Here is a 13070-nt window from a genome sequence, read left to right on the forward strand (position 1 = left end):
CGCCCGCGCCGCGGCTCGCGGTGCGGGCGCCCTCAGCTGCCGTGGCGGTCATGTCCGTCACCGTACCGTCCCGCGCGCTCGCGGTCAGGCGTCCTTCCTGCCCCAGCGGAACGTCAGCCGGGCCGCGACCGCACCGGCCACGAGCCAGACGGCCAGCCAGAGGGCCACGCCCGCCAGGTCCCAGGTGCCGCCGACCTCGGCCGCCGCGGACGACTCGGGCAGGAACACGCTCCGCATGCCCTGGGCGAGCCACTTCAGCGGGAACGCCGAGGCGACCTGCTGCAGCCACGTCGGCAGCTGCGCGAACGGCAGGTAGACGCCGGACACGAACTGCAGCACGAGCGTGATCGGCACGATGACGGCGGAGGCGCTGCGCCCGGTGCGAGGGACCCGGGACAGGCCGATCCCGATCAGCGCCGAGCCGGCGAGGCCGAGCAGCCACACCCAGCCGAACGTCGCCCACGACGACGCCTCGGTCGGCAGCGGCACCCCGAACAGCACCCGGGCCACGGCGAGGAGGAGCGCCACCTGCAGCAGGTTCGTCACGACCACCTGCCCCAGCTTACCGAGGAACCAGGAGGCGACGGGCAGCGGGGTGCCCGCCAGTCGCTTCAGGGTGCCGTCCGAGCGCTCGACGGCGATGTCGATGCCGAGGGCCTGGACGCCCGAGAGCAGCACGCCCGCGGCTATCATCCCCGGCAAGTAGTACGCGGCGGCGTCGACGGCCGAGCCGTCCGGTCGCACCCCGTACGAGCCCGACGCGCTGAAGGCCGTCGAGAAGATCGCGAGCATGACGACGGGGAAGAGGAACGTGAAGAACACCGTGTCGCCGGCGCGGAAGTAGGTCCGCACCTCGTGGCGCACCTGCACACCGGCCAGGGCGAGCACGCGGCGGAGGCCGGCCGTCGAGGAGGCGCCGGTCCGGTCCGAGGGACCACGGGACGAGCGCGTCGTGGTCGCGGTCCGCGAGGCGGCGGTCACGACGACGCCGCCTCGGCGACGAGCTCGAGGTAGACGTCCTCGAGCGACGGGCGCACGACCTCGAGGTCGCGCAGCTCGGCTCCCGCGCCGTGCAGGCGCGCGACGAGTCCGCCCGGGTCGGCCGTCCGCTCCTCGTGACGGCCTCGCGCGTCCGACCACCGCACCAGCGGGGTCCGGGCGGCGGCGCTGCCGATCTCGTCGGGGCGTCCCTCGGCGACGACGCGACCCTCCGTGATGACCGCGACCCGGTCGCTCAGCTGGGCGGCCTCGTCGAGGTAGTGGGTGGTGAGCAGGATGCTCGTGCCGTCGTCGGAGAGCGAGCGGATCAGCTCCCAGAACCGACGCCGCGCCTCCGGGTCGAAGCCCGTCGTCGGCTCGTCGAGGAACAGCAGCTCGGGGTCGCCGACGATGCCGAGAGCGACGTCGACGCGGCGCCGCTGGCCGCCCGAGAGCGCCCGGACGCGGGTGCCCGCCTGCGCCTCGAGCCCGACGGCGGCGACGACCTCGTCGACGTCGCGCGACCGCGGGTAGAGGGCGGCCATGTGGGCGACCTGTTCCCGCACGGTCGAGGTGCCCTGCTCGGCCGAGGTCTGCAGCACGATGCCGATGCGCGCCTTCCAGTCGAGCCCGCCGTGTCGCGGGTCGGTGCCGAGCACGAGGGCCTCGCCGCCGGTGCGGTCGCGGTGCCCCTCGAGGATCTCGATCGTCGTCGACTTGCCGGCGCCGTTCGGGCCGAGCAGGCCGAGCGTCTCGCCGGCCCGGAGGTCGAACGAGACGCCGTGCAGGGCGGTGGCGCGCCCGTAGGTCTTGGTGAGGTCGCGCACTCGCACGACGGGCTGTGGGGTCATGCTCCGAGCCTCGGGCAGGAGGCGCGGGCTCGGCACCCCGGACCGGGCTACCTGCATCCCCCGACCGGTGGATGCCGCAGGCTGACGCTGCCGGCGGGCCCGGCCGGCGAGCCGGTCCGGCCGACCGGGCCCGCGCCTCCTACGAGAAGAGGCGCTGGAGGCGCTGCACGCCCTCGAGCAGCTGGTCGTCGCCGAGGGCGTACGACAGGCGCAGGTAGCCGCTCGGCCCGAAGGCCTCGCCGGGCACCGTCGCGACGTCGGCCTGGTCGAGGACCAGGTCGGCGAGCTCGAGGGAGGTGGTGGGCGTGACCCCGCTCCACTCGCGGCCCAGCAGGCCGCTGACGTCGGGGTAGACGTAGAACGCGCCCTCCGGGGTCGGGGCGACGACGCCGTCGATGGCGTTCAGCTCGTCGACGATGCGGCGGCGGCGGACGTCGAAGGCCCGGCGCATCGACTCGACCTCGTCCTGCGGGCCGGTGAGGGCCGCGAGGGCGGCGCGCTGCGAGACGTTCGACACGTTCGACGTGAGGTGCGACTGCAGGTTCGAGGCGCCGGCGACGACGTCGGCCGGGCCCACCATCCAGCCGACCCGCCAGCCGGTCATCGCGTAGGTCTTGGCGACGCCGTTGACGAGGATCGTCTGGTCGGCGAGCTCGGGCACCGCCTCGGTGATCGAGACGGCGCGCACGCCGTCGTAGACGAGGCTCTGGTAGATCTCGTCGCTGATCACCCAGGTGCCGGTCTCGAGCGCCCAGCGGCCGATGGCCTCGACCTCGGCGGGGGAGTAGACGGCGCCCGTCGGGTTGGACGGTGAGCAGAACAGCAGCACCTTCGTGCGGGGCGTGCGGGCGGCCTCGAGCTGCTCGACGGTGACCTTGTAGCCCTGGTCGGCGCCGGCGAAGACCTCGACCGAGACGCCGCCGGCGAGCGAGATCGCCTCGGGGTAGGTGGTCCAGTACGGCGCCGGCAGCAGGACCTCGTCGCCTTCGTCGAGCAGCGCCTGGAACGCCTGGTAGACCGCCTGCTTGCCGCCGTTGGTCACGACCACCTGCGCCGGGCGCACCGACGTGCCGCTGTCGCGGAGGGTCTTCTCGGCGATCGCCTCGCGCAGCTCGGGCAGACCGGCGCCGGCCGAGTAGCGGTGGTTCCGCGGGTCGCGCGCCGCCGCGACCGCCGCCTCGACGATGTGGTCGGGCGTGGGGAAGTCGGGCTCGCCCGGGCCGTAGCTGATGATCGGCCGGCCCTCGGCCAGGAGCGACTTGGCCTTGGCGTCCACCTTGAGGGTGGCCGACTCGGCGATGGAGGCGATGCGGGACGAGAGGCGGCGTGTCGGCTGGGTCACGACGGCCACCCTATCCGGCGGCCCGCGGCCCCGACAGGGCGCCCCGGCCGGGCCCGTCGGCGCGTCCCGGCTTTGCAACACCGCGGGCGCTCACCTACACTTGTCGAGGCGGTCGGACACCGCAGAGTCGGCGCGCGCCTCAGGGCGAGCACGAGGCGCAGTCCGGCCCGGGGGCTCCGGCCCCATAGGGCGGTGGCTCAATTGGTAGAGCAGCGGTCTCCAAAACCGCAGGTTGCAGGTTCGAGTCCTGTCCGCCCTGCAGCCCGGCCGGGTCGCACCGACTGGTCCACCAGAGACCAGCGGGGCGGCCCGGATCACGGACCAGGCCCTCGGGTCGACCCTCGGAAGGTAGATACGACAGTGGCGAGAAAAGACCTCGACGTCCCCAGTGAGGACGTCGTCGACAAGGCGAAGTCCGACAGCGCAGCGCGTCGCAGTCCCTTCGCCCGCATTGCCCTGTTCATCCGCCAGGTGATCGCCGAGCTCAAGAAGGTCGTCACCCCGACCCGCAAAGAGCTGCTGAGCTACACCGGCGTCGTGCTCGTCTTCGTCGTCATCATGATGGCGCTGGTCACCGGTCTCGACTCGCTCTTCGGCCTCGTCGTCGGCTACGTCTTCGGCAACGGCCCCACCGGCAGCTGACGCCCGCCCGCCCGGCTGACGGACCACCCGGTCCGCGCCGTGCCCCACGATCCTCTGTGGTCGGCCAGCCGACACGGCGGCCCGATCCCCTGAACGGAAGTTGATACACAGTGCCTGACAACGAGCGCGACGACATCGATCTCGCCCCCGCCGCCGAGCAGTCCTCCGAGGTCGCCGAGACCCAGGAGGGCGACCTGATGGACGTCGACTCCGACGGCGACCAGGGCTCGGCCGAGGAGTCCGCGATCACCGTCGTCGACGAGGGCGACGAGGGCACCACCGACACGGACGACCTCGACGGCCTGCTCGACACCCTCGCCGAGGCCAGCGACCCCGAGGCCGACGCCGTCGTCGACGACGCGCTCGACATCGACGACGCCGCCGAGGCGGAGGCCGCCGTCGAGGCGACCGACGACGAGGCCGACTCCGAGGCGGAAGAGCTCGCGGACGAGGGCGACGCCGTCGGCGCGAACGCCGTCATCGCCGAGGCCGAGCAGTCCGTGCAGGACGCCGACGCCCAGGTCGCCCAGGACGACGTCGACCTCGACGTGGTCAGCGAGCAGGCCGACGAGGTCACGACCGACGCCGAGGCGGAGGACGAGGCCGAGGTCGACCCCTACGAGGCCTTCCGCTACGACCTGCGCGGCAAGCCCGGCAAGTGGTACGTCATCCACAGCTACGCCGGCTTCGAGCGTCGCGTGAAGCAGAACATCGAGAACCGCATGGTCTCCCTGACCATGGAGGACTACATCTACCAGGTCGAGGTCCCCATGGAGGACGTCGTCGAGATCAAGAACGGGCAGCGCAAGCTGGTCACCCGCGTGCGGATCCCCGGCTACGTGCTCGTCCGCATGGACCTCAACGAAGACAGCTGGTCGGTCGTCCGCCACACCCCCGGCGTCACCGGCTTCGTGGGCAACGCCCACAACCCGACGCCCCTCCGCTTCGAGGAGGCCTTCCAGATGCTGAAGAGCCTCGTGCAGGTGCAGGAGGCGGCCCCCGCCGCCAAGGGCTCGGCCAAGGGCGGCAAGCAGGCCCAGCGGGTCATCCCCGCCGAGGTCGACTTCGAGATCGGCGAGACGATCACCATCAAGGAGGGCTCGTTCGCCGGTCTTCCCGGTACGATCAACGAGATCAAGCCCGAGAGCGGCAAGCTCACGGTGCTGGTCTCCCTGTTCGAGCGCGAGACTCCCGTCGAGCTCAGCTTCGACCAGGTCACCAAGCTCTAGTCCCCAGGACGACAGCCCCACAGCTCCCCTAGATCACCGGAGTCCGCACCGCGGACCACCGGGAGAGCGGACCGCGACCGCGGCCGGCTCGAACCCCACGAGAAGGAAAAGAACAATGGCACCGAAAAAGAAGGTCACGGGTCTGATCAAGCTTCAGATCAACGCCGGCGCCGCGAACCCGGCCCCGCCCATCGGCCCGGCCCTGGGTCAGCACGGCGTGAACATCATGGAGTTCTGCAAGGCGTACAACGCCGCGACCGAGTCGCAGCGCGGCAACGTCGTCCCCGTCGAGATCACCGTCTACGAGGACCGTTCGTTCACGTTCGTCCTCAAGACCCCGCCCGCCGCGGAGCTCATCAAGAAGGCCGCCGGCGTCGCCAAGGGCTCGTCGACTCCCCACACGGACAAGGTCGGCAAGCTCACCATGGACCAGGTCCGTGAGATCGCCACCACCAAGCAGGCCGACCTGAACGCCAACGACATCGACGCCGCGGCGAAGATCATCGCCGGCACCGCCCGTTCCATGGGCATCACGGTCGACGCGTAGCCACACCCCCTCGTGCAGGCGACCCGCCTGCACGCACCAGACACCAGTGGGAGAGCCGGCCAGGCTCGCTACCACGTCCCCAGTAACGAAGAGGTCCAACATGGCTCAGAAGTCCAAGGCGTACCGCGCCGCCGCCGAGAAGATCGAGGCCGGCAAGTTCTACAGCACCAGCGAGGCCGTCGCCGTCGCTCGTGAGACCGGCTCCAAGAAGTTCGACTCCACCGTCGAGGTCGCGCTGAAGCTCGGCGTCGACCCCCGCAAGGCGGACCAGATGGTGCGCGGCACCGTCATCCTGCCCCACGGCACGGGCAAGACCGCCCGCGTCATCGTCTTCGCCACGGGCGCTGCGGCCGAGGCCGCCATCGCCGCCGGTGCGGACGAGGTCGGCGGCGACGAGCTCATCGAGAAGGTCGCCGGCGGCTACACGTCGTTCGACTCGGCCGTCTCGACGCCCGAGCTCATGGGCAAGGTCGGCCGCCTCGGAAAGGTCCTCGGACCCCGCGGCCTCATGCCCAACCCGAAGACGGGCACCGTGACCCCCAACGTCGCGCAGGCCGTCAACGACATCAAGGGCGGAAAGATCGAGTTCCGTGTCGACAAGCACGCCAACGTGCACTTCGTCATCGGCAAGGCCGGCTTCTCGGAAGAGCAGCTGAACACCAACCTCGACGCCGCCCTCGACGAGGTCGTCCGTCTGAAGCCGTCCTCCTCCAAGGGCCGCTACATCACCAAGGGCACGCTGTCGACGACCTTCGGTCCCGGCATCCCCCTCGACATCAACGTCTTCTAGGCAGCTGCTGCTCAGGCAGCGCACCTCGATCACCTGATCGTCACGACAGGCCGTCCCGCTCTCGAGCGGGGCGGCCTTCGTCGTCCCCGGCGCACGGGCACGGCGAGCACGAGGAGGCGCGGGTGCGGCACCATGGAGGCGTGACCGTCACCGCCCGCCCCGCCACCGCCTCCGACGCCCCGGCCCTCGCCTCCGTGGCGGCCCTCACGTTCCCCCTGGCCTGCCCGCCCGGCACCGCCCTGGCCGACATGGCGCGCTTCGTCACCACGGTGCTGAGCGAGCAGCGCTTCCACGAGTACCTGGCCGACCCGACGCGGCACGTGCTCGCCCTGGAGGACGACGCGGCCGCCCCGGGGGCCCCGTTGCTCGGGGCCCCGTTGCTCGGGTACGCCATGCTCGTCACGGGCGATCCCGTCGACGCCGACGTGGCCGCCGTGGTCGAGGCGCGCCCCGCCGTCGAGCTGAGCAAGTTGTACGTGGCACCCGACGCCCACGGGCAGGGCGCGGCGCGGGTCCTCATGGAGGCGACGCTGGCGACGGCCACGGCGACCGGCGCCTCCTCGATCTGGCTGGGCGTCAACCAGCAGAACGCCCGCGCCCAGGCCTTCTACGGCAAGCACGGCTTCGAGCGGGCCGGCACCAAGAGGTTCACCGTGGGCACCGAGACGCACGACGACTTCGTCCTCGTGCGTGCGCTCTAGGCCGCGACCCCGGCCCGACGCCCAGGCCGCGACCTCACTCGTCGGCCACGCGCAGGACGAGCTTGCCCCGCGTGTGGCTCTGCTCGAGCCGGCTGTGCGCGTCGGCCGCGTCGGCGAGGTCGTAGATGTCGTCGACGTGCACGCGGAGGTCGCCCGAGTCGATCAGGCGCGAGAGGACCGCGAGGGTCGACGCGTCGGGGCAGACGGCGAACCCCGTGGAGCGGATGCCCCTCGCCTCGGCCTTCTCGGCGAAGGCCCGCCACGAGCGCAGCGGGGCGTGCACCGCGAGGCCGCCCGGGCGGAGCACGGCCAGCGACTGCTCGGCGACGTCGTCGTCGTCGACCAGCCCGATGACGACGTCGACGTCGCGCACGCTGCGGGCCAGCTCGGCCGAGCCGTAGTCGACGACCTCGTCCGCTCCGAGGTCGCGGAGCCAGCCGCTGTTGCGCTGCGACCCGGTGGCGACGACGTGCGCGCCGAAGTACGACGCGAGCTGCACGGCGAAGTGCCCGACGCCTCCTGCACCGGCCTGGACGAGCACGCGCTGGCCCTCGTGCGCCTTGGCGACCTCGACGACCATGCCCCAGGCGGTCAGGGCGGCGAGCGGGACGCCGGCGGCCTCGACGTGCGAGAGCGTCGCGGGCTTCCGGGCGAGGGAGGTGGCAGGCACGCTGATGTACTCGGCGTACGTCCCGCTCGTGTGCGGGAACGCGGCCATGCCGAAGACCTCGTCGCCGGGGCGGAGCGGGTGGGCGGCGTAGGGGGCCTCGACGACGACGCCGCTGAAGTCGTGGCCGAGCACGGCGGGCCAGGCCCGGACGCCGCCGCTGTCGGCCCGGCCGGCTCGGGCCTCGGCATCGACGCGGTTGACGCCCGCGGCGTGCACCTTGACCAGCACGTCCGAGCCGACACGGCAGGGCCACGGCAGGTCCGCCGCGATCAGCTCCTCGGGTCCGCCCGTCTTCTCGATCACCATGGCACGCATCGTCGTGTGCGTCATCGGGCTCCCCTGTCCGTCCGCGGCACCCGACAGGGGCGCCCGTCACCCCAGTGTCGACAGCAGATGAGTCGGTCGTGTTTCGCGGGTGTCACCGTCTGGCGAAACCTCGCTACGGTGACGGGATGAGACCGTCGACGACCACCGTGCCCGCCATCGTGCCCGCCGCGCTCCGCCTGCTCGCGGCCCTGGCCGTCGTCGCGGCGGTCGTCGGCCAGTGGGTGCGCAGCGTCGAGAGCCCCGTGTACCAGTTCGCCAACTTCTTCGGCTACTTCACGATCCAGTCGAACCTGATCGCGGCCGTGGCGTTCGTCGTCGGGGCGGTGTTCCTGCTGCGCCGCCGGGCCGCGCCCGAGTGGAGCGTCGTGCTGCGCGGCGCCGCGGCGACCTACATGGTCACGACCGGCATCGTCTACAACGTGCTGCTGACGGACGTCGCCCTCGACAACTCGTTCAACGTGCAGTGGTCGAACGACGTCCTGCACAAGTGGATCCCGCTGTTCGCGCTGCTCGACTGGGTGCTGGTGGGCGACCGGGGGCGCATCGCGTGGCGGCGGCTCCCGGTGTTCCTGGTCTACCCGCTGGTCTGGCTCGTCGTGGTGCTGCTGCGCGGGCAGTCGTTCGTGCCGTACCCGTTCCTCGACGTGGAGCGCCTGGGCGCGGGCGGGGTCGCGGTCTGGTGCGTGGTCATCGCCGTCGTGATCGCGGCGCTGAGCGCCGCCGTCATCGGGCTGAGCCGGGTGCGGGTGCTCGGGGTCGACCACGGGGGAGCAGCCCGACGCAGCGAGGCCGCGCGCCGCGAGGCTCAGCGCAGCGGGTCGTAGGGCGGCGGCTCGTAGGCCCGGACGCCGGGGGCGAACGGGTCGACGGGAGCCTGGCGCGCCAGCGTGTCGAGCACGGTGTCGGCGAGGCCCACGAGGCGGTGGATCTCGTCGTCGTCGCGGTCGACCCAGCGGCACTGGGGCACGGCGTCGACGGGTACGAAGTCGAGGTGCTGCTCCCACACGACGAGGGTGCGCTCGGCCCCGAGAACGTACTGCTGCCAGAACACCTGCCGAAGGTACGAGCGCGGGATGCTCGTCCAGGCCTTCTTCGTCGTCTTGATCTCGCAGAGCTCGACGGTGCCGTCGTCGCGCACCGCCACGCCGTCGGGCGTCGCGAGGTGGCGCTGCTGCTCGTGGGCGTGGAACAGCTTCGAGCTCGGCGCGATGCGGTGCTCGGACAGCACCCAGCGGGCGATCTCCGGCTCGCGGGCGCGTCCGTGGTCGGTGTAGGCGTTGCCGCCGAAGCCGTTGCCGTACAGCTTGTCGAGCACGACGGCCTGCACGGCGCGGGGGCTCGAGAGGCGCGCGACGTCGGTGGCCGTGATGCCGCGGCTGCGGGCACGCAGCCAGGCGATGCGGTCGGTCGAGTCGGCGAGCACCCTCAGTTCGTGTGCCGGCCGGCGCGGGGGCGCAGGATGCGCAGCCAGGGTCTCGTAGTCGTCCCAGAGCGAGAGCATGGGCTGGACGACGGACATGCCTCCATTGTCGCTCGTGACCGGGGCAGGTCGCGACAGGGCGCCTCCTCGTGTCGCCTCGGCGCGGGGTCCGCGGGGTCCGCGGGGTCCGCGGTGCCGGGGGCCGGGGCCGGGGGCCGGCGAGGGTCAGACCGCGGCGGCGAGCTCGTCGATGGCCGCGGGGGAGAGGGCGTGGTGGATCGCGAGCATGCTCGCGCCGATCACGGCCGCCCGCTGGCCCGAGCGCGACTGGACGATGCTGAGGTGCTCGGTGGCCAGCGGCATCGAGCGCGAGTAGACCACCTCGCGCACGCCGGCGATGAGGTGCTCCCCGGCCTGGGCCATCGAGCCGCCGATGGCGATCGTCGACGGGTTGATGAGGTTGACGCAGGCGGTCAGCACCTCGCCGATGTCCCGCCCGGCCTGGCGGACGGCCTGGATGGCGTCGATGTCGCCCCCGCGCACCAGGTCGATCACCTCGGCGCCGCCCGCGACGTCGTGGCCCTCGCGGCGCAGGGCGGCCGCGATGGCCGGTCCCGACGCGACGGCCTCGAGGCAGCCCACGTTGCCGCAGTGGCACGCGATGCCGGCGCCGCGCGGCACCTGGACGTGGCCGATGTCGCCCGCGATGCCCTGGGCGCCGCGCTGCAGCCGACCGCCCGAGATGATGCCGGAGCCGATGCCGGTGGCCACCTTGACGAACAGGAAGTGGTCGACGCCGGGCCAGGCGAAGCTCCGCTCGCCGAGGGCCATGATGTTGACGTCGTTGTCGACGAGGACCGGCACGTCGAGGTGCCCGCGCACCCAGCCGGGCACGTCGAAGCCGTCCCAGCCGGGCATGATCGGCGGGTTCACGGGCCGACCGGTGCTGAACTGCACGGGGCCGGGGAGCCCGATGCCGACCCCGATCAGGTCGCGGCGGGTGCGCCCCAGCTCGGCGAGCAGGGCGTCGGCCTCGGAGACCATCGTCGTGAGCACGCGCTCGGGCCCGTCGGCGATGTCGAGCAGCGAGCGTCGCCCGATGAGCGTCTCTCCGACGAGGTCGGTGAGCACGAGGTTGAGGTGGCCGGCACCGAAGTCGGCCCCGAGCACGACCCGGGCCGACGGCACGAGGGCGACGCGGGAGGGCGGGCGACCGCCCGTCGAGACGGCGTCGGCGAAGGGCCCGACGAGCCCGAGCTCGACGAGGGCGTCGAGCCTCAGCCCCACGGTCGAGCGGGCGAGGCCGGTCATGGCGGCGAGCTCGGCCCGGGTGCGCGGACGACCGTCTCGGAGCAGCTGGAAGAGCTCGCTGGCGCCGGTGCTGCCGAGCGCGGACGACCGCGTCATGTCGGACATGCTGAGCAGTAAAGCACAGGGCGAGGCGACTGCCGAGACAAGGGCGCCGATCCACGACGACTTTTGCTTGCGTTCCGACAGAAGTGGTCCTATGGTCGGTCTCGATCAGCGGTGATCGACTCCCCTCGAGGGGCAGCGGCGCCGTACTCGCCCCACTCGAAGAGGAGTCCCCCTGGTGACATCACCGATCTCGGTCCAGCTCTACACGGTCAGGGACGCCATCGCGGCCGACCTGCCCGGCACCCTCCAGCGCCTCGCCGACATCGGCTACACGCAGGTCGAGCCGTGGGGCTTCGTCGAGCGCGTCGAGGAGTACGCCGAGGCGCTGCCCGCCGCCGGCCTCACCGCGCCGAGCGCCCACGCCAAGCTCGTCGGCCAGGACCTCGAGCCGATCTTCGCCGCGGCCGTCCGGCTCGGCGTCGGCACCGTCATCGACCCGCACATCGACGAGACTCGCTGGGTCACCCGCGAGGACGTCGAGGCGATCGCCGCCGAGTTCGTCGCGATCTCCGACGCCGCAGCGGCCCACGGCCTCTCGGTCGGCTACCACAACCACGAGTTCGAGCTCGAGTCCGTCATCGACGGCACCCCCGCCCTCGAGATCTTCGCCGCGGCCCTGCCGGCCGGCGTCGTGCTCGAGGTCGACACCTACTGGGTCGAGGTCGGCGGCGTCGACGCGGCCGAGCTGCTGGCCCGTCTCGGCGACCAGGTGCAGTTCCTGCACGTCAAGGACGGCCCGGGGAGCAAGGACGACTCCGAGCAGGTCGCCGTCGGCAAGGGCGTCATGCCCGTCCGCGACATCCTCCGGGCCGCCCCGCAGGCACTCGCCGTCGTCGAGCTCGACGACACCCGCGGCGACGTGTTCACCGCCCTGACCGACAGCTACGAGTTCCTGCAGGGAGTCCGCGCATGACCGACACCGCCACGACCGCCGACACCGTCGCCGCCCGCGACGCCCGCACCGGCCCCGTCGGGGTCGGCGTGATCGGCGCAGGCGTGATCAGCGACCAGTACCTCGGCAACCTGACGAAGTTCCCCGACCTCGAGGTCCTCTTCGTCGCCGACATCGACGAGCCCCGCGCCGCCGCGCAGGCCGAGAAGTGGGGCGTGCCCGGGAGCGGCTCGGTCGACGAGCTGCTCGCCCACGACGGCGTCGAGATCGTCGTCAACCTCACGATCCCCGCCGCCCACGTCGAGGTCGCGCTCAAGGCCGTCGCGGCCGGCAAGCACGTCTGGGGCGAGAAGCCCTACGCCCTCGACCGCGAGAGCGGCGCCCGTCTCCTGCAGGCCGCGAAGGAGGCGGGGGTGCGGGTCGCCGTCGCTCCCGACACGTTCCTCGGCTCGGGCATCCAGACCGGGCTCCGCGTCGTCCGTCGCGGCGACATCGGCACGCCCCTCACCGGCCTGACGCTGTTCCAGGTGCCCGGCCCCGAGTCGTGGCACCCGAGCCCCGAGTTCCTCTTCGCCTACGGCGCCGGCCCGATGTTCGACGTCGGCCCGTACTACCTCACGACCCTAGTGCAGGTCTTCGGCCCGGTCGCGAAGGTGACCGCCACCTCCTCGAAGGCCCGCGAGACGCGCGTCATCGGTTCCGGCCCCAAGGCGGGCACCGAGTTCCCCGTCGAGGTGCCCACGCACATCAGCGCCCTGCTGCAGTTCGAGAACGGCGCGAGCGCGCAGGCCGTCTTCAGCTTCGACTCGAAGCTGGCCCGTGCCGGGTTCGTCGAGATCGCGGGCACCGAGGGCACGGCCGTGTTCCCCGACCCGAACGAGTTCGAGGGCGACACCGTCGTGCACACCGGCGGCGAGGAGCCGACCGTCGTGCCCGCGTCCGGCTCGACGTTCACCCGCGGCACCGGCGTGGCGGAGCTCGCCCAGGCGATCCGCGAGGGCCGTCGCGAGCGCGTCCCCGGCGAACTCGCGTTCCACGTGCTCGACGTCATGGTCTCGCTGGCCGAGTCGGCCGAGCGCGGCGAGGGCGTCGTCGTCGAGTCGTCGCTCGAGCCCACGCCCGAGCTGCCCGAGGACTGGGACCCGTCGGTCCCGACCCTCGGCTGAGCCGTCGGCGGGGGCGGGGCCGCGCCCCGGCCCGGGCCCCCCCCCGGGCCCCGGCGCCCCCCCCCGGGCCCCCCCCCCCCCCCCCCCACCCCCCCCCCC

Annotated in this window: 14 protein-coding genes and 1 tRNA gene; 9 read left to right on the top strand and 6 right to left on the bottom strand. The window is 72.6% G+C overall.

Annotation, left to right across the window (positions count from 1 at the left end; all coding sequences use genetic code 11):
* Window positions 1–84 precede the first annotated feature (84 nt).
* The 3 genes from RWM17_RS07160 to RWM17_RS07170 all read right to left on the bottom strand — a co-directional run bounded on the left by RWM17_RS07160 (window position 85) and on the right by RWM17_RS07170 (window position 3171).
* The gene (locus tag RWM17_RS07160; protein ID WP_314102334.1) at window positions 85–888 is read right to left on the bottom strand and encodes an ABC transporter permease; all 804 of its coding nucleotides are present in this window, start codon (window positions 886–888) and stop codon (window positions 85–87) included.
* A gap of 89 nt (window positions 889–977) precedes the next feature.
* Window positions 978–1829, bottom strand: a complete 852-nt coding sequence (locus RWM17_RS07165; protein ID WP_314102316.1) for an ABC transporter ATP-binding protein — start codon at window positions 1827–1829, stop codon at window positions 978–980.
* 139 nt (window positions 1830–1968) lie between these two features.
* On the bottom strand, window positions 1969–3171 hold the full coding sequence (locus tag RWM17_RS07170; protein WP_314102318.1) for a pyridoxal phosphate-dependent aminotransferase: 1203 nt from the start codon (window positions 3169–3171) through the stop codon (window positions 1969–1971).
* A gap of 186 nt (window positions 3172–3357) precedes the next feature.
* Between RWM17_RS07170 and RWM17_RS07175 the strand changes: the two genes are divergently transcribed.
* The 6 genes from RWM17_RS07175 (at window position 3358) to RWM17_RS07200 (ending at window position 7080) form a co-directional block, all read left to right on the top strand.
* Window positions 3358–3430 (top strand) — tRNA-Trp (locus RWM17_RS07175).
* Window positions 3431–3531: 101 nt separating this feature from the next.
* A complete protein-coding gene (gene secE / locus RWM17_RS07180) occupies window positions 3532–3813 on the top strand; it encodes a preprotein translocase subunit SecE (RefSeq protein WP_123546700.1) in 282 nt (93 codons plus the stop codon).
* Window positions 3814–3923: 110 nt separating this feature from the next.
* Complete coding sequence (gene nusG, locus RWM17_RS07185) at window positions 3924–5042, top strand: transcription termination/antitermination protein NusG (RefSeq protein WP_314102320.1); 1119 nt, start codon at window positions 3924–3926, stop codon at window positions 5040–5042.
* Window positions 5043–5157: 115 nt separating this feature from the next.
* The gene (gene rplK, locus RWM17_RS07190) at window positions 5158–5589 is read left to right on the top strand and encodes a 50S ribosomal protein L11 (protein WP_123546698.1); all 432 of its coding nucleotides are present in this window, start codon (window positions 5158–5160) and stop codon (window positions 5587–5589) included.
* Window positions 5590–5689: 100 nt separating this feature from the next.
* Window positions 5690–6379, top strand: a complete 690-nt coding sequence (gene rplA, locus RWM17_RS07195; RefSeq protein ID WP_123546697.1) for a 50S ribosomal protein L1 — start codon at window positions 5690–5692, stop codon at window positions 6377–6379.
* Between the two features lie 140 nt (window positions 6380–6519).
* Window positions 6520–7080, top strand: coding sequence for a GNAT family N-acetyltransferase (locus RWM17_RS07200; RefSeq protein ID WP_314102324.1), 561 nt, complete (start codon window positions 6520–6522; stop codon window positions 7078–7080).
* Between the two features lie 34 nt (window positions 7081–7114).
* Here RWM17_RS07200 and RWM17_RS07205 read toward each other — a convergent pair whose 3' ends face one another.
* A complete protein-coding gene (locus RWM17_RS07205) occupies window positions 7115–8080 on the bottom strand; it encodes an NADP-dependent oxidoreductase (protein WP_314102325.1) in 966 nt (321 codons plus the stop codon).
* A 122-nt stretch (window positions 8081–8202) separates the two neighbouring features.
* Between RWM17_RS07205 and RWM17_RS07210 the strand changes: the two genes are divergently transcribed.
* A complete protein-coding gene (locus RWM17_RS07210) occupies window positions 8203–8901 on the top strand; it encodes a Pr6Pr family membrane protein (RefSeq protein ID WP_314102327.1) in 699 nt (232 codons plus the stop codon).
* Here the strand turns inward: RWM17_RS07210 and RWM17_RS07215 are convergent.
* Window positions 8883–9596, bottom strand: coding sequence for a YqaJ viral recombinase family protein (locus tag RWM17_RS07215; protein WP_314102328.1), 714 nt, complete (start codon window positions 9594–9596; stop codon window positions 8883–8885). The two genes, RWM17_RS07210 and RWM17_RS07215, sit on opposite strands and share 19 nt — an antisense overlap.
* A gap of 126 nt (window positions 9597–9722) precedes the next feature.
* The gene (locus tag RWM17_RS07220; RefSeq protein WP_314102330.1) at window positions 9723–10904 is read right to left on the bottom strand and encodes an ROK family transcriptional regulator; all 1182 of its coding nucleotides are present in this window, start codon (window positions 10902–10904) and stop codon (window positions 9723–9725) included.
* A gap of 184 nt (window positions 10905–11088) precedes the next feature.
* On the opposite strand from RWM17_RS07220, the gene RWM17_RS07225 reads away from it, so the two are divergent.
* Both RWM17_RS07225 and RWM17_RS07230 read left to right on the top strand, forming a co-directional pair.
* Window positions 11089–11826, top strand: a complete 738-nt coding sequence (locus tag RWM17_RS07225) for a sugar phosphate isomerase/epimerase (RefSeq protein ID WP_314102331.1) — start codon at window positions 11089–11091, stop codon at window positions 11824–11826.
* Window positions 11823–12971, top strand: a complete 1149-nt coding sequence (locus RWM17_RS07230; RefSeq protein WP_123546693.1) for a Gfo/Idh/MocA family protein — start codon at window positions 11823–11825, stop codon at window positions 12969–12971. The genes RWM17_RS07225 and RWM17_RS07230 overlap by 4 nt, the downstream gene beginning before the upstream one ends.
* The last annotated feature ends 99 nt before the right edge of the window (window positions 12972–13070 follow it).

Origin of the sequence: uncultured Frigoribacterium sp. (genome assembly GCF_963515265.1) — a bacterium.
Classification (GTDB): Bacteria; Actinomycetota; Actinomycetes; order Actinomycetales; family Microbacteriaceae; genus Frigoribacterium.

What these genes read in the sequence shown, in the direction of transcription:
- RWM17_RS07205 (WP_314102325.1), bottom strand. Translation starts at nt 8,080, where the DNA reads ATGACGCACACGACGATGCGTGCCATGGTGATCGAGAAGACGGGCGGA.
- RWM17_RS07220 (WP_314102330.1), bottom strand. Translation starts at nt 10,904, where the DNA reads ATGACGCGGTCGTCCGCGCTCGGCAGCACCGGCGCCAGCGAGCTCTTC.
- RWM17_RS07210 (WP_314102327.1), top strand. Translation starts at nt 8,203, where the DNA reads ATGAGACCGTCGACGACCACCGTGCCCGCCATCGTGCCCGCCGCGCTC.
- RWM17_RS07165 (WP_314102316.1), bottom strand. Translation starts at nt 1,829, where the DNA reads ATGACCCCACAGCCCGTCGTGCGAGTGCGCGACCTCACCAAGACCTAC.
- RWM17_RS07215 (WP_314102328.1), bottom strand. Translation starts at nt 9,596, where the DNA reads ATGTCCGTCGTCCAGCCCATGCTCTCGCTCTGGGACGACTACGAGACC.
- rplK (WP_123546698.1), top strand. Translation starts at nt 5,158, where the DNA reads ATGGCACCGAAAAAGAAGGTCACGGGTCTGATCAAGCTTCAGATCAAC.
- RWM17_RS07230 (WP_123546693.1), top strand. Translation starts at nt 11,823, where the DNA reads ATGACCGACACCGCCACGACCGCCGACACCGTCGCCGCCCGCGACGCC.
- rplA (WP_123546697.1), top strand. Translation starts at nt 5,690, where the DNA reads ATGGCTCAGAAGTCCAAGGCGTACCGCGCCGCCGCCGAGAAGATCGAG.